Origin of the sequence: Streptomyces canus (genome assembly GCF_030815415.1) — a bacterium.
GTDB classification, from domain to species: domain Bacteria; phylum Actinomycetota; class Actinomycetes; order Streptomycetales; family Streptomycetaceae; genus Streptomyces; species Streptomyces canus_F.
In genome coordinates, this window is sequence record NZ_JAUSWW010000002.1 from 193794 (window position 1) to 214602 (window position 20809).

At 71.4% G+C, this 20809-nt stretch carries 16 protein-coding genes; 11 read left to right on the plus strand and 5 right to left on the minus strand.

Translation table 11 applies throughout. From position 1 onward, the window contains the following. Positions 1–10 precede the first annotated feature (10 nt). The 4 genes from QF037_RS50050 to QF037_RS50065 all read right to left on the minus strand — a co-directional run bounded on the left by QF037_RS50050 (position 11) and on the right by QF037_RS50065 (position 4475). The gene (locus QF037_RS50050; protein ID WP_307038296.1) at positions 11–1018 is read right to left on the minus strand and encodes an AfsA-related hotdog domain-containing protein; all 1008 of its coding nucleotides are present in this window, start codon (positions 1016–1018) and stop codon (positions 11–13) included. Positions 1019–1219: 201 nt separating this feature from the next. Then, on the minus strand, positions 1220–2257 hold the full coding sequence (locus tag QF037_RS50055) for a helix-turn-helix transcriptional regulator (protein ID WP_307038297.1): 1038 nt from the start codon (positions 2255–2257) through the stop codon (positions 1220–1222). A gap of 81 nt (positions 2258–2338) precedes the next feature. Continuing rightward, positions 2339–3367: an AIR synthase-related protein gene (locus QF037_RS50060; protein ID WP_307038298.1), complete on the minus strand. Its 1029-nt coding sequence runs from the start codon at positions 3365–3367 to the stop codon at positions 2339–2341. 151 nt (positions 3368–3518) lie between these two features. Next, entirely contained in the window at positions 3519–4475 is a 957-nt protein-coding gene (locus tag QF037_RS50065; protein WP_307038299.1) for an AfsA-related hotdog domain-containing protein, read from the minus strand. A 670-nt stretch (positions 4476–5145) separates the two neighbouring features. On the opposite strand from QF037_RS50065, the gene QF037_RS50070 reads away from it, so the two are divergent. The 11 genes from QF037_RS50070 (at position 5146) to QF037_RS50120 (ending at position 19912) form a co-directional block, all read left to right on the plus strand. After that, the gene (locus QF037_RS50070) at positions 5146–6345 is read left to right on the plus strand and encodes a DegT/DnrJ/EryC1/StrS family aminotransferase (protein ID WP_307038300.1); all 1200 of its coding nucleotides are present in this window, start codon (positions 5146–5148) and stop codon (positions 6343–6345) included. Next, entirely contained in the window at positions 6342–7460 is a 1119-nt protein-coding gene (locus QF037_RS50075) for a DegT/DnrJ/EryC1/StrS family aminotransferase (protein ID WP_307038301.1), read from the plus strand. Before QF037_RS50070 ends, QF037_RS50075 begins: the two co-directional genes overlap by 4 nt. A gap of 21 nt (positions 7461–7481) precedes the next feature. Further along, entirely contained in the window at positions 7482–8300 is an 819-nt protein-coding gene (locus QF037_RS50080) for a class I SAM-dependent methyltransferase (protein ID WP_307038302.1), read from the plus strand. A 36-nt stretch (positions 8301–8336) separates the two neighbouring features. Then, the gene (locus QF037_RS50085) at positions 8337–9275 is read left to right on the plus strand and encodes a UbiA family prenyltransferase (protein WP_307038303.1); all 939 of its coding nucleotides are present in this window, start codon (positions 8337–8339) and stop codon (positions 9273–9275) included. A gap of 25 nt (positions 9276–9300) precedes the next feature. Further along, a complete protein-coding gene (locus QF037_RS50090) occupies positions 9301–10920 on the plus strand; it encodes a class I adenylate-forming enzyme family protein (protein WP_307038304.1) in 1620 nt (539 codons plus the stop codon). A 45-nt stretch (positions 10921–10965) separates the two neighbouring features. Continuing rightward, entirely contained in the window at positions 10966–12234 is a 1269-nt protein-coding gene (locus QF037_RS50095; protein ID WP_307038305.1) for a nucleotide sugar dehydrogenase, read from the plus strand. Beyond that, the gene (locus QF037_RS50100) at positions 12231–13199 is read left to right on the plus strand and encodes an NAD-dependent epimerase/dehydratase family protein (protein WP_307038306.1); all 969 of its coding nucleotides are present in this window, start codon (positions 12231–12233) and stop codon (positions 13197–13199) included. The genes QF037_RS50095 and QF037_RS50100 overlap by 4 nt, the downstream gene beginning before the upstream one ends. 120 nt (positions 13200–13319) lie before the next feature. Then, on the plus strand, positions 13320–14897 hold the full coding sequence (locus QF037_RS50105; RefSeq protein WP_307038307.1) for an FAD-dependent oxidoreductase: 1578 nt from the start codon (positions 13320–13322) through the stop codon (positions 14895–14897). Continuing rightward, entirely contained in the window at positions 14894–15898 is a 1005-nt protein-coding gene (locus tag QF037_RS50110; protein WP_307038308.1) for an alpha/beta hydrolase, read from the plus strand. Before QF037_RS50105 ends, QF037_RS50110 begins: the two co-directional genes overlap by 4 nt. 34 nt (positions 15899–15932) lie before the next feature. Beyond that, complete coding sequence (locus tag QF037_RS50115) at positions 15933–18191, plus strand: MMPL family transporter (protein ID WP_307038309.1); 2259 nt, start codon at positions 15933–15935, stop codon at positions 18189–18191. A 107-nt stretch (positions 18192–18298) separates the two neighbouring features. Next, complete coding sequence (locus QF037_RS50120; RefSeq protein ID WP_307038310.1) at positions 18299–19912, plus strand: AMP-binding protein; 1614 nt, start codon at positions 18299–18301, stop codon at positions 19910–19912. A 100-nt stretch (positions 19913–20012) separates the two neighbouring features. Here the strand turns inward: QF037_RS50120 and QF037_RS50125 are convergent, their stop codons facing one another. After that, complete coding sequence (locus tag QF037_RS50125) at positions 20013–20615, minus strand: TetR-like C-terminal domain-containing protein (protein ID WP_307038311.1); 603 nt, start codon at positions 20613–20615, stop codon at positions 20013–20015. Between the last annotated feature and the right edge of the window lie 194 nt (positions 20616–20809).

Here is a 20809-nt window from a genome sequence, read left to right on the forward strand (position 1 = left end):
GAGTGGCCGCTCACAGGTCCTCGACCACCGTGACGACCGCCTCCAGCACGGCCCGTCCCCCCTGGGCCAGGGTCAGGGTGACGGGGCTGAGTCTGCGGCCCTCGGCGTCCCGTCCGCACAGGCCGACCACCGCCGCGCACCGCATCGCCATGTCCGGCTCCGCGTACCCGCGGAAGTGGACCTTCAGCGAGCCCAGGGTGCACCGGTCGGTGGCCAGTTGGTGCATGCGCCCGGCGGCGAGCAATGCGGTCTGGCGCAACGCCTCGAGCTGGACGAGGGCCGGCACATGGCCCTCGGCCGCGCCGTCGGGCAGCGGCCAGCTGTCGGGGATGCGCACGGTGGCCGACAGCCGGCCGTGCGTGAGGTCGAAGGGGCCGTGCACCAGAACGGTTTCCGGGTGGCTGCGCCCCACGTCGGCGGGGTCGGCCGGCCGACCGGCGCCGGACTCGCCGGTGGGCGCGGTGAGTGCGGTGAGTGCGGTCGCGAGGCTGAGCACGCGGTGGTTGCGGTGCACCACCGGCGGCAGGAACACCACGTCGGCGCTGCCCGAGCCGCACGGCACGTCATCGATGCTCAGCAGGGTGCTGAACCGAAGAGAGCGCGGCACCCCGTCGATGACCTTGTCGGGACGCACCCGCAGCTCGCTGGTGAGCAGCGCGGGGCGTTCGCGGGCGTCCGTGGAGGCACGCCAGGCGGAGACGTCCCGGGTGGCGACGGCGACCCGGTAGAAGACGGCGGTGCGGTTGGCGGGCACCGAGAAGTGGGTCTGCCCGATGAATTCGCCGGTTTCCCGGACCATTTCGACGGCCGTCTGCAGGTCGTGGAAGCGGTGGGGGCCGGCGGCGACGAGCGGGTGGCCGGTGGTGAGCTCCCCGGTCAGCACGAACTCCTGGCGGTGGTCCGCGGTCGCGTCGGACAGGCCGAACGGCTCCCAGGAGCGCTGGCGGTGGACCAGGCTGCGGGTGCCGCCGCCGGGTGCGGGCGGGTCGGCCAGCGCGGAGTGGCTCATGCCGTCCATGCCGTCACCGCCTTTTGTCGCGTTGCGCCGCGATCCGGCCCCGGAAGTGGGCCCTCAGGCCGGACCGCGGCCTGTATGCCGCCTGTTTCAGGGTGGCGGTGACACGGGGTAGGCACCAGTGCGGACCGGCGGCAGCAAGCTGCGCGGCAGCAACTTCCGCGCCGGGGGCCGCCGTTGGCGCTCTCGCGGGCGGCCCGCCGGTCAGGGGGGCGTCGAGGGGTCGGAGCCGGGGAACAGGCCGGAGATCACCGCGTTCACCCCGGCCTGGAAGCGGCTGGTGGCGTCCAACTCCTCCATGATCTCCGAGATGTGGCGGCGGCAGGTGCGCACCGACATCCCGAGCCTGCGGGCCACCATCTCGTCCTTGTAGCCCTGGGCCATCAGCTTGACGATGGCCCACTTCACATCGTCGGAGATGTCGGTGTGCTCCTCGGCGTCGGGCTCGAACGGAGTGGCCTGCAGCCACAGATGGTCGTAGAGCTTGCACAGGAACGCCACCAGGGTCGGTTCGCGCACCACGATGGCTCCCGGTGGGCGCCCCTCGACACCCTGTTCGGGCAGGAACACGATCTCCCGGTCGTAGATGATCATGCGGTCGACCAGTTGGTCCGTGGTGCGTACCTCGGCGCCGAGCGCGGTGACATCGCGTATGTACGCCGTGTTGGCGAGGTCTCCGCGCACGGTGTGCTGGTAGATGTGCTGGACCCGGATGCCCCGGGCGAGGCGCTCGGCGGTGATGCTGCGTGCGCTCTCCAGCAGGTGGTTGGGGCGCGGGCCGCCGGGCTGGACGGTGAGCACCTCGGTGCGGCAGCGGTCCCCGCAGTCCTTCAACAGGGCTTCGACGACGAGGTAGTCGCTGATGATGTCGAAGGACTCCATCGGGTTGCGCTGCCGGCGGCTCTCGAAGTAGGCGGGTAGCAGGGCGAGCAGGCCGTCGCGGGTCCGCGAGACGGACTGCTGCAGTTCGCGGATCTGTTCCTCGGCGGGCCCGACCAGGTTGGCGGCCGCCGCGTCGGGGCTCACCGGTACGAGGACGTCGGGTGAGCCGGGCATCGGACGCAACAGGCACAGGCGCACCAGCTGTTGACCGATGGTGTCCGCCTGCTCGAGCGGGATGCCGACCGCCTGGGCGATGTGCTCGGGCGCGTAGCGACCGGCGTGGACAGCTTCCCGGTACGCCGCTATCCCCCTTTCGTCCAGCTCATCGAAAGCGGCGTCAGAAAGGGATATTTCCGGCATCCTGCGTTTACCCCCCGCGGAATGGAAATCAGTCGCCAGCCAACCTTACGGGCCCGGGAACCGGTCCCGGGCCTGCTCGGGTCAGCCCAGCCGGGCGGGCGGCTCGGGCGCGGACCCGAGAGGGATCGTGTGTCCGTCGGCGAGTGCCAGCTCGACCCGGTGGCGGCCGGGCGGCGTCACCTCGCCGACGACGGCGGCATCACGGCCGTACGGGTGGGCGCGCAGCGCGGCCAGGACGTCGTCCGAGGCCTCGGCGGCGACGACGAGGCACACACAACTCGCGGTCGCCGCGTGCACGGGGTCGACGCCGAGCTCGTCGAGGGCCACACGCACCTCGTAGTGCACCGGCAGCGCCACCTTCTCGACGCGCAGGCCCAGGCCCGCACCGGCCGCGTACGCGTGCAGGGCACCGGCCAGTCCGGCCCGGCCCACGACGCGCACCGCGCGCAGCGCACCGCCGGCTCCCGCACCGCGCACCTGCTCCAGCAGCCCGGCAAGCGGTACGCACTCGGCGGAGACCACACCCTCGTGCCCGAGCCCTGCTCGGGCCGACAACAGATGGGCGCCGAAACCGCCGAGCGGGGCGCTGACCAGGAGGCGGTCGCCCGCCCGCGGCGGTGTCTCCTGCCCGGCACCGGCCGGGAGGACTCCCAGTCCGGCGGTGTGCAGATAGATCTGGTCGGCCTCACCCGCACGCACCACACGGGCGTCCACGTCGAGGACCACCACCCCGGCCGCCTCGGCGATGTCGCGGACCGAGTCGGCCACGCGGCGCACCTGACGCAGCGGCAGGCCCGCCTCGACCACCGCCGACACCGACAGACCGAGGGGACGTGCGCCCGCGGCCGCCAGTTCGTTGACCGCGCCGCACGCCGCGACATGGCCTATGTCGCCGTCGCCGTAGAACGGCGGATCGGTCACGTACGTCCCCGACAGCAGCAGGGGCCGGCCCTCACCCAGCGGCGGGCACGGTCCCCGTGCGCCGTCGAGCGCGTCCCGCAGGAACGCCCGCAGCCCGCCGCCGGCCCGGCCGTCGAGGTCGTCCGGCAGCGCTACGTGCCCGGCCAGGGCCAGGGCGGACCCGGGGGAGAAGGCAGTACCGGCAGTCATGAGGGCTTGGCACCTCCTCGTACGGTCGGCGGACAGGGGCGGGCCGGGGCGCGGAGTGCGGGGCCGATCCGCAGGCGGCCGGCCGGACGGCAGCCGTCGGGCCCGTGGTCGCCGCCCGCGCCACCGTGCACGGCGCGGCGCGGAGGCCGGCTCACCCGGCCTCCGCCGTCACCGCCTCCGCCTGCGCGGTGGTCCGTCCTGCCTGGCGCAGGGTGAGCAGGACCCGGGTCAGGCGGCGGCCCAGGGCATCGATCCCGCCGGGCGCGCTGCGGGCGGTGCAGGTGAGGGGCAGGTCCAGTTCGGCGTGGCCGCGCAGGTGGACCGACAGCCACGTCAGGGCCGTCGCGCACGGCGCGGCCCCGTCGGAGGCGACGGCCAGCAACGCGCTCTGGCGCAGGGCCTCCACGAGCAGCAGGCCGGGCACCGAGTCGGTGGCCTCCGTGAAGAAGACCGGGTGAGACGGGTCCACCAGGACGGTCGTGGTGAGCGTCGACGCCTGACGCACCGGCTCCGAGACGACCACGTTGTCCGGGGTGCACCGGCCGACCAGCGAGGGGGCGGTGGGCCGGGTGCCGGGGCGTGGACCGCCGGCGTCGGGCGTGCGGACCAGGGCCCCGAGGCGACTGCTGGCGCGGTGGTTGCGGGCCACCGTCGGGGTGACGAAGACGAGTTCGGCCGAGCCGGTGCAGGCCTCGGCGCCCTCCAGCCGCAACGTCCCGCCCAGCCGCAGGCTGCGCGGCACACCGGCCACCGTCCGGGTCGGCTCGGCCCGCATCTCCAGAGCCAGCCGGGTGCCCTCGGCGGAGTCCTGCCAGACGGCGGGATCGGACAGGCGCAGTGCGAATCGGTAGAACAGCGCGGGCCGTTCGACCGGCACCCCGAAATGACGGTGCCCGACGTGCAGGCCGGCCCGGCGGACCAGCTCCACGAAGACCAGGGGGTCGTGCAGGCCCGGGGTGTCGTTAAACAGCGGGTGCCCGAGCGGCATGTCGTCGCGCAGGACGAAGCGCTGTTCACCGGCCAGGGCGCTGTGCGGGTGCTCGCTGTGGACCAGGCGCCGGGCGACAGCGGTGGTGTCCAGAGCGCCGAGGACTGCGTGCTGGGACATGGTCGGCTCCTCGGTAAGGGCGGGCCGATGGTGCCCGGCGTCACGGGTCCGGTGGTGCTTCGGGAGGCGGGCGGCCCCGCCGGACTGCGCACCAGCCTCGCCACGTCGCCGTCCCGGGCCAAGTAGATGGCGATGGCAGCAAGTTGCGCCGCAGGCATTTTTTGTCCCGGCCGCTGCCGACGGGGCCCGCTCCACGTTCCGCCGCCCCGGGCTTCCCCCGACCGGTGAAACGGCCGCTCGCTCGTGGCTTTAGCCATACGCAGGTCGCGCTGCCCAGACTCACCGGCGCAGGGTCCGTTTCCTGCACCACGGTTCTGCACCCCTCCACCCGAGGGGCGCACCACTCAAGCGTCCCTGCCCATCGTCAGGAAGGTCATGTTCATGATCGAGCCTTTGGACGTACGCCCGTGAGCGTCATCGTCCGGGCACCGGCCAAGGCCGACCTCCCTCTCGGCATGAGCCCGAAGCGGGGGAGCGGCCCTCGCCTCCCTCTGCGCATCGACCGGCCGAGCCCGGTCCTCCGGGACATGCCCGACGGCAGTGCGGACGCCGCTGCCCTCCCGCGGTCGTGCCGTCGGACGGCGCACACCGCCCAGGCCCCGGCACCGGGCGTGACCGTGCCGACCGACACCGCGCACCGCGGCGGTCCCTCTATCCGTGAAGGAGCAGCGTGAACAGTGTGGCGACGCCGGCCCCGGCCGGCGCACAGACCGCGGCCGGGGTGCCGTTCTTCTCCCAGGCGGCCACCTTCGAACGGCTGTGGCCGCAGATCGCGGCCCACACCTCGGACGTGCTGGAGCGCGGCAAATACTCGCACGGCCGCAAGGTCCTGGAACTGGAACGGGCGATCGCCGAGTACACCGGGGCCCGGCACGCCATCGCCGTGAACAACGGCACCGACGCCCTGGTGCTCCTGCTGCGGGCGGCCGGAGTACAGCGCGGCGACGAGGTGGTGGTGCCCGCCTTCACCTTCGCGGCGACCGCCACATCGGTGGCCCTAGCCGGAGCCACGCCCGTCTTCGCCGACGTCGACCCGATGACGTACGCGATGGACCCGGCGTCCTTCGCCCGGGCGGTGACCGAACGCACGAAGGCCGTCATGCCGGCCCATCTGTTCACCCAGCTCGCCGACATGGACGCGATCGGCGAGATCGCCGCCGCGCACGGCGTGACCGTTCTGGAGGACAGCGCCGAGTCGATCGGCATGCGCTGGAACGGCAAGCACGCCGGCCTCCTCGGGCGCGGTGGCGTCCTGTCGTTCTTCCCCACCAAGACCCTCGGCGCCATCGGCGACGCGGGCATGATCCTCACCGACGACGAGGAAGTCGCCGAACGGGCCGGGATCCTGCGCCACCACGGTCGTATGGGCAAGACCATCGACCACATCGCCGGCATCTCCAACCTGTCCGGCGCCTCGGGCACCAACTCCAAGATGGACGACATCCAGGCGGCCGTCCTCCTAGCGAAACTGACGGACCTGGACCGGGACATCGCCCGCCGCGCCCAGCTCGCCGAGGCCTACACCGAGCGCCTCAAGGACATCCCGGGCGTCCTGCGCGTGCCCACCGTCGTGGAGCGAGCGGTCCCCACCACCCCGGTCTTCTACGTCTACGAGATCGAGGTCGAGCGGCGCGACGAACTCGTCGCCCACCTGACCGCGCGCGGCATCGGCACCGAGACGTACTACCCGATCCCGCTGCACGTACAGCCCTGCTTCGCCGAACTCGGCTACAGCGAGGGCGACTTCCCGGTCGCGGAGGCCGCCTGCCGCAACGCCGTGGCGCTGCCGTTCTACCCGGACCTGACCGAGGCACAGCTCGACCTCGTCGCCGACGCCGTCCGGGATTTCTTCCAGGGGAGCCAGCTGTGAGGACACTGCCCTTCTTCCCGCCCGACCTCTTCGAGGCGGACCGCGACGCGTTGCTCAAGGCGATGTTCGACGTGGGCACCGACCCCGAGCAGCGCTTCATCCTCGGCCGCCGCACCGCCGAGTTCGAGCAGGAGATCAAGAAGGCCACCGGCGCCCACGACGTCGTGGCGTGCGGCAGCGGCACCGGCGGCCTGGAACTGGCCGTCGGCGCCCTGGACATCGGGCCCGGCGACGAGGTCATCGTCCCCGCGTTCTGCTGCCAGCCGGTCGCCTCGTCCGTCATCAACGCGGGCGCCACACCCGTCTTCGCCGACGTCGACCCGTGGACGATGGTCATCGACCCGGACTCGGTGGAGTCCCTGATCACCGAGCGCACCCGCGCGGTACTGCCCGCCCACCTGTTCAACATCATGGCGGACATGCCGCGGATCAACGAGATCGCGCGGCGCCACGACATCGCGGTGATCGAGGACGCGGCCGTCGTCCAGGGCGCGGAACTCGATGGGGTCCCGGCCGGCCGCTGGGGCACCCTCGGCGTCTTCTCCTTCTTCCAGGTCAAGGCGTTCGGCACGGCCGGCGAGGGCGGCGTCGTCCTCACCGACGACCCCGAACTGGCCCGCGCCGTGCGGATGCTGCGCAACCACGGCCAGGACGGCGTGAACCGCTTCCTGCACCACCGCGTCGGCCGCAACAGCCGCTTCGACGAGGTCATCGCGGCCTTCCAGATGCACCGGCTGCCCACCCTCGCCGACCGCCTGGAACGCCGCGCCACCATCGCGGACTACTACACCGAGCGGTTCGCCCCGCTGGCCGAGCGAGGCGTCAAAGCACCGCCCGCCGGCCGCAACGGCCGCTGCTTCTACGTCTATTCGATCCAGGTGTCCCGCCGCGAGGACCTTCGCGCCTACCTGACCGAGCACGGCATCGGCTCGCACGTCTACTACCCCACGCCGCTGCCGCTGCAGCCCGCCTTCAACGCCTGGGCCCCCGAGGGTGCCGACTGGCCGAACGCGCGCTGGGCCAGCCGGTCGAACCTGGCCATCCCGATCTGGCCGCACCTGACCGACGCCGACGTCGAGCGCATCGCCGACACCATCTGCGACTTCTTCGCCTAAGGACCCGGAGGGCCACCTGCCATGACGACAACCGTCCAGAGCGCCGACGCCTCGCAGGAGTACGTCTTCGACTCCTCGTGGGACAAGGAGACCGAGCGGCTGATCACCAACGAGGCCATCTGGGACCCGGGCACCTTCGAGCGCTTCGAGAAACTCGGCGTGAGCGAAGGCTGGCACGTCCTGGAGGTCGGCGCCGGCTCCGGCGCGGCCGCCCGCCGCCTCGCCCAGCTGGTCGGACCCACCGGCCGGGCGGTCGCCGCCGACCTGAAGACCGTGCGCCTGCTCGAGGACCAGAAAAAGGGCACCCTCGACGTCTGGGAGATCGACATCCGCGAGGACGAACTCCCCGAGAACTCCTTCGACCTGGTGCACGCCCGGATGCTGGTGCAGCACCTGCCCGGCCGCCAGGCCGTCATCGACAAATTCGTGCGCGCCCTGCGCCCCGGCGGCCTGCTGTTCCTGGAGGACACCGACTCCTCCACCCTGTTCCGCTCCGCGTCCGGCGAGGACTTCCTCCAGGACGTACGCGCCGCCGGCTACGGACTGATGCGCGAAGCCGGCCACGACCCGCGCGGCGGCCACGTCGACCTGGAACTGGCGCTCGCCTCCGGCCTCGAGGACGTCACCGCCGAGGGCCGCGTGGTCATGGTGCGCGGTGGCTCCGAACAGGCCCGCCACTACCAGCTGTGGCTGGAGTTCATGGCCCCCCAGATCGTCGCCGCCGGACTGGTCACCCAGGAACGCATCACCGAGGCGATCACCGAGATGGGCGACCCGTCCCACAACTGGCTCAGCCAGGTCCAGATATCCACCGTCGGACGCAAGCCCCGCACGGCCTGACGACCACTCAAGACGACGAAGAGAGGAGGAGCGGACATGAGCCAGGCCATCGCGGTCAAGCCGACCGGGCGGCTGCGCGCCTACGCGCGGCTGGCGAAGCTGTCGTTCTTTGACTACTACCTGGCCGCGCCGGTCGTATGGGCGCTGCTGCCCTCCGATCTGCGAAACGACCCGAAGGTGCTCTGGACGCTGGTCGTCACCACGCTCGGCTGGGTGGCGATGACCGCGGCGACGGTCGCCTTCGACGACGTGCACGGCTTCCGGGACGGCAGCGACGACGTCAACTACGACCCGAAAGCCGCGCTGCGCAACCGTGAGCGCAAGCCGCTGCTCAACGGTGACCTGACGGAACACCAGGCGCTGCGGTTCGGATATCTGGCCCTGCTGGCCAGCCTGCTCTGGATGGGCGTCGCGGTGGCCATCGCCCCGCACACCCCGGCCTGGGTGCTCATGCTGATCCCGTTCCAGGTGGCGATCAGCGTCCAGTACTCGCACGGAATGCGGCTCAGCTACCGCGGCGGTCAGGAACTGGTGCTGCTGTTGAGCCCCGGCCTGATGGCGCTGATCCCCTACGGCCTGGTCGACGGGCACTTCACCGGCGTCATCGCGCTGGAGACGTATCTGATCGGCGTCTGGTCGCTGCTGGTGTCGGTGTACTCCAACGTCAACGACCGCGAAGGCGACCGCGCGGCCGGCCGCAAGAACCTCGCCACCGTACTGACGCCGTCCGCCTACTCCGTGGCCATCGCCCTGATCTCGCTGACCGAGACCGCGGCGCTGCTGATCGCCTGGGCGGCCGACGCCGTCCCCGGCTGGTTCCTGCTGTGCATGGTCCCGGTCCTGGTGATGCGGGCCCGGCAACTGCGAGCGGGCCTGGGCCAGAACAACGCGCTGCTGGCCCGCAAGCTCGGCGTCGACACCCACCGACTCGGGGTGGCGGCACTGCTGATCGCCAACCTGCTCGTCATCCGCTGAACCCCCAGGAAGGCAAGGCAGAGCAATGAAGAAGACCCCACGCCCCAAGAACCTGGGTGCGTTGTTCGAGTACTACGCCGACGCGAACACGCCCACCTGGCACCTCGACCGGCCCTACGACATCGCCCCCGAGGGCGGCCGGGAGTACGACGTCGCCGCACTGGCCCGGCTGGTCGCCGACATGTCGGGACGCCTGCACGCGGCCGGTCTGCGCCGCGGCGACCACCTGGCCATCATCAAGGAGAACCACCACGACGTGGTGCTGCTCGCCGCGGCCGCCGCCCGGATCGGCGCGCTGCCCGCGATGATCTCCTCCTCCAACGCCCCCGACGTGCACGCCAAGATCATGGAGCGGTTCCAGCCGAAGGTGCTCGTCGCCTCCGGCTCGGTGCTCGGCGCGGCGGCCGCCGAAGGCGTACGGCTGACCGGCCCGGGCTGCCAGGTCATCGCCATCGACGGCGATCCCGCGCTCGCCGACGGCGGGATCAGCCTGGCCTCGCTCGCCGGCGCCGACATCCCCCCGATGAACCTGCGCCCGGACCACGAGCCGATGATCTGCACCCACACCTCCGGCACCACCGGTGTACCGAAGCTGGTCGTGCACTCCCCGAACACCCTCCTCGGCGTGCTCACCAAGCTGGAGACGATGCCGCTGCCGGGCCTGTCCATCCGGCCCGACGACGTCTTCGCGTCCTGCATCGCCTTCGTCCACGGCCGCGCCATCACCTGGACCTTCGCCCAGCTGGCCCGTCCGCCGAAGAAGGTCGTCATCCTCGGCGGCAACGAGCCGGACCTGGTCGCCAAGGTGCTCAGCGAGCACCGGCCGACCGTGCTGGAGGCCTGCCCGAACATCTTCCAGCGCTGGGAGCAGCTCACCGAGACGCACCGTTCCGCGTTCAGCCGCGTCCGATTCTTCGTCAACACCTTCGACGCGATCCACCCGCCCACCGTGCGGGCGTTCATGGACGCCTCCGACCAGCGCCGCCCGGTGTGGGGACAGGTGTGGGGGCAGAGCGAGACGGGACCGGTCGCCATGGCCGTCTACTCCCGCAAGCAGATCCGCAAGAACGAGGGCGCGCTCGACCCGGTCACCAACGTCGTCGGCCGCCCGATCCCCTTCATCACCCAGGTCAAGATCGTCGACCCCGACACCCGCAAGCGGGTCAAGGCCGGCGAGGCCGGCGTGGTCCTCGTCAAGACCAAGGGACGCTGCCTCACCTACCTCGGTGAGGACGACCGTGCCCAGGAGAAGGACTGGGACGGCTGGTGGAACACCGGCGACCTCGGGGTGAAGTCGCGCACCGGTGCACTGCGCCTCCAGGACCGCGAGGTCGACCTGATCCCCGGCACCAGCTCCATCGCCCTGGAGTCGATCCTGCTGGAGCGCATCCGGCGGGCCACCGAGGTGATCGTCCTGGGCGACCCCGAGGGCGGCAGGCCGGTCCCGGTGCTCAGCCTGTCCGAGGGCGAGCTGAGCGAGGCGGAGTGGCAGCAGGCCACCCGCGACCTGCCCGAGCTGGCCCCGCCGCACGTCATCGCGTGGGAGGACTTCCCGCGCACCGGCACCTGGAAGGTGCGCCGCTTCAACCTGCGCCAGCAGGTGCTCGACTCCCAGGCCACCTTCGGCACCGGCCGCTGGACCTGAGCCGACGACCGCCACCACACGACTTCATCAGAAACGGACGGGTCGATGCCAAAGATCGTCATCATGGGCCAGGGGTACGTCGGCCTGCCGCTCGCGGTACGCGCCGTGGAGGCCGGCGAGGACACCACGGTCGTCGGTTTCGACGTCGACGAGGACCGCGTCAAGAGGCTTGCCGCAGGCGAGTCCTTCGTCGAGGACGTCGCGCCGCAGCGGCTGTCGGCCGCGCTGGCCACCGGGCGCTATCTGCCCACCACCGAGGAACGCGCGGTCGGCGGCTTCGACGTGGCCGTCATCAGCGTGCCGACGCCGCTGCGCGAGGGCGTCCCCGACCTCAGGGCCATCGAATCGGCCGCCCGGATCCTGGGCCGGTTCCTGCGCCAGGGCTCCACGGTCGTCCTGGAGTCCACCACCTACCCCGGAACCACCGAGGAACTGGTCGCCCCGATCCTGGAGGAGTACTCCGGACTGACCGTGGGCGTCGACTTCCACCTGGGCTACAGCCCGGAGCGGATCGACCCGGGCAACCGGGTGTGGACCCTGGAGACCACCCCCAAGGTCGTCTCCGGTGTCGACGAGGCCTCGCTCGAAGCCGTCGACGCCTTCTACCGCACGGTCGTCGACAAGACCGTGCCGGTGAAGTCGCCGAAGGTGGCGGAGCTGACCAAGCTGGTCGAGAACACCTTCCGGCACGTCAACATCGCCCTGGTCAACGAACTCGCCGTCTACGCACGCGAGTTGGGCATCGACGTTTGGGAAGCGGTGGACGCCGCCTCCTCCAAGCCGTTCGGCTTCATGCGCTTCACACCCGGCCCCGGCGTCGGCGGCCACTGCCTGCCCGTGGACCCGGTCTACCTGTCCTGGCGGGTCAACCGGGCCCTCGGCCACCGCTTCCGCTTCGTCGAGCTCGCCAACGACGTCAACGACCACATGCCCGCCTACGTCGTCCAGCGGCTGCTGACCGCGTTCAACGAGCGCGGCCGCGCCCTGTCCGGCTCCCGCGTGCTGGTGCTCGGCCTGGCCTACAAGCCGGACACCGGCGACGCCCGTGAGTCGCCCGCCGTCCGGGTCGTGGACGGGCTGCTGCGGCTGGGCGCCGAAGTGCGGGCCGTCGACCCGCACGTCGTGGAGAGCGCCCCCGTCGACCCGCGGGTCATCCGCACCGAACTGGACGAGCAGGAACTCGCCGCGGCCGACGCGGTCGTCCTGCTGACCGACCACAGCGCCTTCGACCTCGACCTCATCACCCAGCACGCCCGGTTCATCCTGGACACCCGCCACCGGCTGCCGGCCGGACCGACGGTGGAGTACCTGTGACCAGCGCCGCCCGGCACGTCCTGGTCACCGGCGCGAGCGGGTACATCGGCGGCGCCGTCGCCCATGCCCTGATGGCCGCCGGGCACCGGGTGACGGGCCTGGTGCGCGACCCGTCCCGGGCGGCCGCGCTGGCCGCCGCCGGGGCCGACCTGCGCACCGGCGACATGCTGCGCCCCCAGACGTACGTACCGCTCGTCCAGGACGCCGACGCGGTCGTGCACGCCGCGCAGCTGCGCTTCACCGGCCGGCTCACCAAGGCCCGCATCCGGCGCATCCGCCAGGCCGACGCCGTCATGGCGGGGGCCCTGGCCGACGCCTGCCGCACCCACGGCCGACGGCTGCTGTACGCGAGCGGTGCCTGGGTCTACGGCGACCACGGCGAGCGGTGGATCGACGAGTCGGTGCCGCACCGCCCCGCCCCGCTCGGGGTGTGGCACGCCGCGGCGACGGCCCGACTGCGCGCCATGGCGGCCGACGGCCTGGACTCGGTGGTGCTGCACGCCGGATTCGTCTACGGACCGGGCGGCAACTTCCGGGCCGCCTTCGCCGACCAGGCGAGCCGGAGCGGGCGCATCCGTCACCCCGGCGACGGCTCCAACCACTGGAGCTGCGTCCACCTCGACGACCTGGCGGCCGCCTATGTGGCCGCCCTGGAACGGGCACCGGCCGGCGCCGAGTACAACATCGCCGACGACGAGCCGCTGCCACTGGCGCGGTTCGCCCGCGAGGCCGCCCGCGCACTGGGCGCCGACCTGGCCGCACCGGTGCCCCGGGCGGTGGCCGCGCTCGCCCTCGGCCGCCCTGTCACCACCTCGCTGACCACCTCCTACCGGCTGAGCAACGCCCTGGCACGGGACGAACTGGGCTGGCGCCCGGCGTATCCGACCGTCGCCGACGGCCTGCCCTCGGCCGTGGCCGCCCTGCGCGGCACCCCCACCGCGACCCCCACCTCAACCCCGACCTGACACACCCGTACCGGACCGCCGGTCACCGGCACCGCCGCCCCACCGCGTCCCGCGGACCTGCCCCGGGACGCGACGGCACCGCACCACGCATTCCCACAACGCACGAGAGAGGGCGCACACATGAGCGTCAACCCAGGTGCCCGAGGCGGGCACGGCGGTGACGGCCACGCCGTCGTGATTGGGTCGAGCCTCGCCGGAATGGCCGCAGCGCGAGCCCTGTCCCCGCACATGCGGAAAGTCACGATCATCGAACGTGACCGGCTGACCGTGGAACCTAGCTGGCGGCGAGGCGTGGCCCAGGCACGGCACGCCCACAACCTGATGGCCGCCGGCCACCAGGGCCTGGAGCAGCTCTTCCCCGGCATCACCGACGAACTCCTCACGGCTGGCATGGTCCGCGTCCGGATGCCCGAGGACATGCTGCTGCTCGCACCCGGCGGCTGGATGTCCCGCTTCGAGACCGACCTGGCGATGCTGACCGGCACCCGCGACGTCATCGACGCGGTGGTGCGCCAGCGCCTGCGCTCGGACCCGAAGGTGGAGTTCGTCGAGGAACACGAGGCCCTCGGACTCCAGAGCGGACGCGGCGACACCGTCACCGGCGTGTGGGTGCGCGGCAGGGACGGCGAGACGCGCACCGGCTGGGGCGAGAAATACCTCATCGACGCGGACTTCGTCGTCGACGCCACCGGCCGCAAGTCCAAAGCCCCGCAATGGCTGGAGGACCTCGGCTACGAGCGCCCGCGCGAGTCCGTCGTCGACGCGAAGACCGCGTACGCCACCTCCATCTACGAGCCCCCCGCCGGCCATGCCGCCGACTGGTCCTGCATGCTGCTGATGGCCTCGGCCGACATCCCCCGCCAGGGCATCCTCAACCCGATCGAGGGCGGGCGCTGGATGGTGTCGGTCTCCGCCAGCGGCGGAGACCGCCCGCCCACCGACCACGAAGGGCTGCTGCGCGCCGCGGGCACCCTGCGCGACCCGGTGCTGCGTGACGTCATCGAGTCCGCCACCCCCCTCGAGCCGGTCCACGGCTCGGGCCGCACCGAGAACCGCTGGCGGCACTACGAGAAGCTGAGCCGCTGGCCCGACGGATTCCTCGTCATCGGCGACGCGTTCGGCGGCTTCAACCCCTCCTACGGGCAGGGCATGTCCGTCGCCGTCCTGTGCGCCCAGGTGCTGAGCGACCGACTCGCCGCGCACGGCACGCACATCGGACTGGCCGGCCGCCTGCGCAAGGCCTTCGCCCGCACCATGACCCCCGCATGGCAGCTGGCCACCGGCATGGACTTCTCCTATCCCTGGGTCTACGAGGTCACCCGCCCCGACGCGGTGACGCGGATCGGCAAGCGCTACGTGGACCGCCTCACCGCCGCCGCGGTCACCGACCAGCACGCGGCCCTGCTGATGCTCCAGCACACCCAGCTCCTCGCCTCACCGGCCGCCATGTTCCGGCCGCGGGTGATAGCCGCCGCCCTGCGCGGCCCCAGCGGCCCCGGCCCGGCCGGACCGCCCAGCAACACCCACGGCTCCGGCGCCCGTCACACCCACCCCGCCGGTCTCTCCGCCACGAGGATCAGGGGCCTCGCCGCCCACCGCAGCCCCAGACCCACGGCGCCCGCACCCGAACAGGTGCCGTCCACGACCGCACCCGGCGCCCCCGGCACGCCCCTGCACAACACGAGGAGAACCCCATGACCGTCGTCCCGGCGCCGCTGCCCGAGGCGGACACCCCGCCCTGCGTCGGCGAGGACCTCACCGTCCATGTGCCCGTGGACGGCACCGACCGGCACATCGCCGGCCGGCTCCTCGTCCCCGAACAGGGGGCGGACACGGTCCAGGTACTCATTCCCGGCCTCACCTACGACCGCCGCTACTGGACCCTGCCCGGCGCCTACGACTACAGCGCCCACATGCTGCGCGCCGGATACGCCGTGCTGCTGCTCGACCGCCTCGGCACCGGAGCCTCCAGCAGACCCCACGGGGACGACGTCGACCTGGACGCCCACGCGGAGAGCATCCACCAGGCGATCGCGCTGCTGCGCTCGGGCACCCCGGCAGGCCACCGCTTCTCCCGTGTGGTCAGCGTCGGCCATTCCTACGGATCGGGCATCGCCCTCGTCGAGGCGGCCCGGTACGCGGACGTGGACGGCCTGGTCATCACCGGCATGCTGCACACCACGACCGACTTCTACGAAAAGGTCGACAAGGTCCACGACTTCTTCCACCCGGCGAACCAGGACCCCCTGCTCGCCGGTCTCGGCGCGCCCGCCGAGTACCTGACACAGCGTCCCGGACGCCGCGCCAGGATGCTCGAGTTTGCGGGCGGCATCGATCCGGAACTGTCCGCGCACAACGAACTGATCAAGTCCACCGCCACCTGGGGCGAGGGCAATTCACTGCCCGAGACCTACCGGCCCGAGCACTCGCGGGCCGTCAAGGTGCCCGTCCTGGTGGTGGTCGGGGAACACGACGCGCTCTTCAGCAGCTCGGACGTGGGCTTCGCCGCCCGCTCCGAGGCCGTGCACGCCTTCGAGCGGGACTACTACGCGCCCGAGGCCCAGCTGGAGACCCACGTGGTCCCCGGCGTCGGCCACTCGCTGAACGTGCACCGCGGCGCCGCCGAGTTCTACGACCTGGCACGCGACTGGTTCGACCGCAGATTCGCGGCCGTACGCGGACCCTTCCGGCCGGCGTGAAGCCGAAGCCCTCACCCACACCATAGGAGGAACGATGTTCGACAGGCTTTCACGCCTGGTGTTGCGCTCACCGCGCAAGGTGGTTCTCTTCACCTTGCTGCTGGTGTTCCTCGCCGGAGCCGCAGGCGGCGGCCTGCAAGACCGGCTCACCTCCGGCGGTTACGAGGCCACCGGCACCGAATCCCGTGCTGCGGCAGAGGAGTTGGAGAAGACCTTCAAGCATGGCGAACCGAACCTGCTGCTGCTGGTCGAGGACACGCGGGGCGTCGACGACACCTCCGTCGCCACGGCCGGCCGTGACTTGACACAGAAGCTGGCCAAGGAGTCCGACATCACCGATGTCGTCTCCTACTGGACCACCGGCAGTGAGGCGCTGCGCAGCAAGGACGGCGACAAGGCCATCGTGCTCGGCCGGATCGACGGCGACTTCGACGACCAGATCGACTGGGCGAAGAAGATCGACGAGAAGTACTCCGGCACCGTCGACGGCCTCGAGGTCAAGACCGGTGGCTCGGCAATGATGTGGCACGAGAACATCGAGACGTCCAGCAAGGACGCCTCCAAGGCCGAGGGCATGGTCTTCCCGCTGCTCCTCATCGTGCTGGTCGTCATCTTCGGCAGCGCCCTGGTCGCGCTGCTGCCGGTGGCCGTCGCGTTCGGCGCGATGCTGGCGTCGATGGGTGCGCTGTTCACCATCACCTTCTTCAACGACACCTCCAGCGTCGTCGTCAACACCACGACGTTCCTCGGTATCGGTCTGGGCATCGACTACTGCCTGCTGTTCGTGACCCGCTACCGCGAGGAACTGCGCCAGGGCCGGGACATCAACACCGCGATCACCACGACCCTGCGCACCGCCGGCCGCACCATCCTGTTCTCCGCGCTCACCGTGGCCGTCGCGTTCGTCGGCCTGCTCGTCCTGCCGTTCACGATGCTGCGCTCGCTCGCGATCGGCTGCATGACCACCGCACTGGTCGCCGCCGCGGTCACCCTCATCCTGGCCCCGGCGGTGTTGCGCTGGATCGGCCCGCGCGTCGACAAGTGGAGCCTGTTCAAGCGCAAGCAGAACCCGGCCAACGACGGCGGCGGCTTCTGGCACCGCACGTCCACCGCCGTGATGCGCCGCCCGGTGCGGGTCGCCGTGCTGATCCTCGCCGTCGTCATCACCCTCGGCCTGCCGGCCATGGACATGAAGCTGCGGCTGCCCGACGAGGCGGTCCTGCCCGCCGACGCCAAGTCCGCCCAGGTCGCCCAGGTGCTGAAGAAGGACTTCGACACCCGCGAGCAGCAGGCCCTGACCGTGGTCGCGGCCAACGCCGGCGACCCGAGCACCAAGACCGACACCATCGACGCCTACGCCAAGGACCTTTCGAAGGTCGCCGACGTCAGCCGCGTCGACGCCCTGACCGGCTCCTACGTCGACGGCGCCAAGGTCGCCGAGGCGACCGAGGCCAACACCCGCTTCGGGGTGACCGCGGGCACCTACCTGTCCGTGGTGCCGTCGGTCGACGCCTACGGCTCGCAGGGCGAGAAGCTCGTCGAGGCGGTGCGTGACACCAAGGCGCCGTTCGACATCAAGGTCGGCGGCCCGGCGGCGGTCAGCGTCGACACCTTCGACACGCTGCGCGAGAACCTGCCCCTGTCCGGGGCGATCCTGTTCATCGGCATGTTCCTGCTGCTGTTCCTGCTCACCGGCAGCATCCTGCTGCCGCTGCAGTCGATCCTGCTGACCGTGCTCAGCCTCACCGCCACCTTCGGCGCCCTGGTCTTCATCTTCCAGGAAGGCCACATGGCAAGCCTGTTCGGTGACTTCATCATCACCGGCAGCATCACCTGGACCGTGCCGATCATGTGCTTCGGCCTGGCCTTCGCCCTGTCGATGGACTACCAGGTGTTCATGCTGTCGCGGATCAAGGAGGAGTACGACCGCACCGGCGACAACGAACTGGCCGTCGCCAACGGCCTGGAGCGGGTCGGCAAGGTCGTCACCTACGCGGCCGTGCTGCTCTCACTGGTCTTCCTGGTCCTCATCACCTCCGGCATCAGCTACATGAAGGCGATCGGCCTCGGTATGGCACTGGCGATCCTCATGGACGCCACCCTGATCCGCGGCGGTCTCCTGCCGGCCCTGATGAAGCTGTTCGGCAGCGCCAACTGGTGGGCGCCCGGCCCGCTGCGGAAGTTCCACGCCCGCTACGGCCTCAGCGAGGCCGAAACGGAGCAGGCACCGCCGATCCCCGGCGGGCGCACCGGAAGCGACACCGACACTCCGGTCCCCAGCCAGCCGCACTGACGCCGCACCGGCCGCCGCCGGCCCGACCCCGCACACAGCGGGGCGGGCCGGCGGCGGCCCCGGCTCCAGGCGTCCCCGAGAGGTCCTACGACGGAAGAGAACGGCCGATGCCCAAGACCAAGCGCCCCAAGAACATAGGGGCCCACTTCGACCACTTCGCCGGGAAGCCGGGGCCCATCTGGCACCTGGACCGCCCCTTCGACATCGCCCCGGACGCGGGCCGCGCCTACGACTCCACGTCCCTGGCGCACCTGGTGCAGGACATGTCGGGACGCCTGTACGCGGCGGGACTGCGCCGCGGCGACCGGCTGGCGATCATCAAGCACAACCACATGGACGTCGTCCTGCTGGCCGCGGCCGCCGCCCGGATCGGCGGCCTGCCCGCCATGATCACCTCGACCTTCCCGCCGGACACCCTCGGCAAGATGATGGAGCGTCTGGAACCGAAGGTGATCGTCGCCTCCGACGACGTGCTGGCGGCCGCCCACGAACAGGGCGTCCAGCTGGCCGGCCCCGGCACCCGGGTGCTCGCCGTCGAGGGCGAGCTGCTGTCCGGCGACGCCACCCGCCTCGCCGACCTCGCCGGCAGCGACATCCCCGCGCCCGACCTGCGCCCGGACTCCGAGCCGATGCTGCTCACCCACACCTCCGGCACCACGGGCATCCCGAAGTTCGTGATGCACTCGGCGGACACCATCGGCGTGTACGGGGTGATGGAGACCATCCGCATCCCGTTCCTGTCGACGCGGCCCGACGACACCGTCGCCTCCTGCATCGCCTTCGTGCACTCGCGCGCCGTGACCTGGGTGATGGCCCAGTCGGTGCTGATCCCCTCCAAGGTCGTGGTGCTCGGCGGCTCCGACCCGGACGTGGTCGTCGAGACGCTCGGGCGCAACCGCCCCACCACACTGGAGGCCTGCCCCAACATCTTCCAGCGCTGGGAGCACCTGCCGAAGGCGCACCCGGAGCTCTTCAGCGACGTACGGATGTTCGTCTCCACCTTCGACGCCATCCACCCCAGCACGATCCGCACCTTCATGGAGACCAGCCACCGGCGCCGCCCGGTGTGGGCGCAGAGCTGGGGGCAGAGCGAGATCGGTCCCGCCACACTGGCGCAGTACCCCAAGCGCAAGGTGATGCGGAAACGATCCGACGACCACGGGACGTTCACCCGGAACGTGGGCCGGCCGGTCCCCTTCGTCACCAAGATCAAGGTGGTCGACCCGGAGACCCGGCGCCCGGTCTCACGCGGTAAGAGCGGCCTGGTCCTGATCAACGGCAAGGGCCGCTGCCTGGGCTACCTCGGCGAGCCCGAGCGCTACAACGAGAAGGTCTGGGACGGCTGGTGGAACACCGGTGACATCGGCGTCCACCGCTGGGACGGCACCGTGGACATCCTCGACCGAGAGGTCGACGTCATACCCGGCACCAGCGGCATCGAGCTGGAGAGCCTGCTGCTGGAACGCCTCGAGGACGCCTCCGAGGTCATCGTGCTCGGCAACCCCAACGGACTGCCCGTGCCGATCATCTCGACCCACAGCGGCACCCTGGACCGCGAGGCCTGGAAGCGCGCCACGGCCGGTCTGATCGCGCTCGACGAGCCCCGGATCATCGACTGGGAGGACTTCCCGCGCACCGGCACCTGGAAGGTACGCCGGTTCGACCTGCGGGAGAAGGTCCTGCAGAGCAGCGAGACCTTCGGCAGCGGCCGCTGGACATGACCCGCAAGAACCCTTGAGCCTCGGCCCGGACACCCGGGCCGAGGACGGCAGCAGCGGGCCGGCCCGTATCGAACGGGCCGGCCCGCCGCCGTGTCCGGACTCAGGCCCGCGAGGCGGGCACGCCCAGGCCGGCCAGCGCGTGGTCGGCGACGGAGGCGGCCAGCTCGGCGTTGAGCGGACCGGTACCCAGCAGCAGCCGGAACCACAGGGAGCCGAACACCAGGTCGACCGCCGTGTCCAGATCGATGTCGGTACGCAACTGCCCCTGCTCCTGGGCCAGTTCGAAACGGGCCCGGGCCACCGTCCGGTTGGGCGTGTACACCTTCTTCAGGAAGGCCGCCGCAAGACGTTCGTCCGAGTGGATCTCGGCGATGACGGCCCGCAGGTGCGGACCGATACCGGGATCGGCGAACAGCCGCGCCGTGGCGGCCAGTTGCTGCTCCAGATCGGCCCGGATGTCACCGGTGCGGGGGAACCTCATGTGCGGGGCGACGGCGTGCAGCAGCGCCTCCATCACGAGCAGGTTCTTGGCGGGCCACCCGGCCCGCACCGCCTCCTCGTCGACGCCCGCGCGCCGGGCGACGTCACCCACGTCGAACGCCTCGTAGGCACGCTCGCGGCACAGTCCCAGCACCGCGTCGAAGACCCGCTCACGCGTCGTCACATCGCCCGCCACCAGGGCGGATTGCTCCACGCTTGTCATGTGCAAAAGCGTATTGCGCTGCCCGTCACGGCCCGAGCCGAGCGCCCTGACAACAACTGGCCATGCAGGAAATGACGGCTCCCACGCCACCTGTCCGCTGTGGTTCCGTGAGGCCCACTGGCCGAAAGAGACAGCGAGCCGGCGCGGATCAGCGCGGGCGGAGCCGGATGTCCTGAGCGTTCTGCGACAGGGGA

What these genes read in the sequence shown, in the direction of transcription:
- QF037_RS50080 (WP_307038302.1), top strand. Translation starts at nt 7,482, where the DNA reads ATGACGACAACCGTCCAGAGCGCCGACGCCTCGCAGGAGTACGTCTTC.
- QF037_RS50050 (WP_307038296.1), bottom strand. Translation starts at nt 1,018, where the DNA reads ATGGACGGCATGAGCCACTCCGCGCTGGCCGACCCGCCCGCACCCGGC.
- QF037_RS50095 (WP_307038305.1), top strand. Translation starts at nt 10,966, where the DNA reads ATGCCAAAGATCGTCATCATGGGCCAGGGGTACGTCGGCCTGCCGCTC.
- QF037_RS50090 (WP_307038304.1), top strand. Translation starts at nt 9,301, where the DNA reads ATGAAGAAGACCCCACGCCCCAAGAACCTGGGTGCGTTGTTCGAGTAC.
- QF037_RS50115 (WP_307038309.1), top strand. Translation starts at nt 15,933, where the DNA reads ATGTTCGACAGGCTTTCACGCCTGGTGTTGCGCTCACCGCGCAAGGTG.
- QF037_RS50120 (WP_307038310.1), top strand. Translation starts at nt 18,299, where the DNA reads ATGCCCAAGACCAAGCGCCCCAAGAACATAGGGGCCCACTTCGACCAC.
- QF037_RS50055 (WP_307038297.1), bottom strand. Translation starts at nt 2,257, where the DNA reads ATGCCGGAAATATCCCTTTCTGACGCCGCTTTCGATGAGCTGGACGAA.
- QF037_RS50110 (WP_307038308.1), top strand. Translation starts at nt 14,894, where the DNA reads ATGACCGTCGTCCCGGCGCCGCTGCCCGAGGCGGACACCCCGCCCTGC.
- QF037_RS50060 (WP_307038298.1), bottom strand. Translation starts at nt 3,367, where the DNA reads ATGACTGCCGGTACTGCCTTCTCCCCCGGGTCCGCCCTGGCCCTGGCC.
- QF037_RS50105 (WP_307038307.1), top strand. Translation starts at nt 13,320, where the DNA reads ATGAGCGTCAACCCAGGTGCCCGAGGCGGGCACGGCGGTGACGGCCAC.
- QF037_RS50065 (WP_307038299.1), bottom strand. Translation starts at nt 4,475, where the DNA reads ATGTCCCAGCACGCAGTCCTCGGCGCTCTGGACACCACCGCTGTCGCC.
- QF037_RS50085 (WP_307038303.1), top strand. Translation starts at nt 8,337, where the DNA reads ATGAGCCAGGCCATCGCGGTCAAGCCGACCGGGCGGCTGCGCGCCTAC.
- QF037_RS50125 (WP_307038311.1), bottom strand. Translation starts at nt 20,615, where the DNA reads ATGACAAGCGTGGAGCAATCCGCCCTGGTGGCGGGCGATGTGACGACG.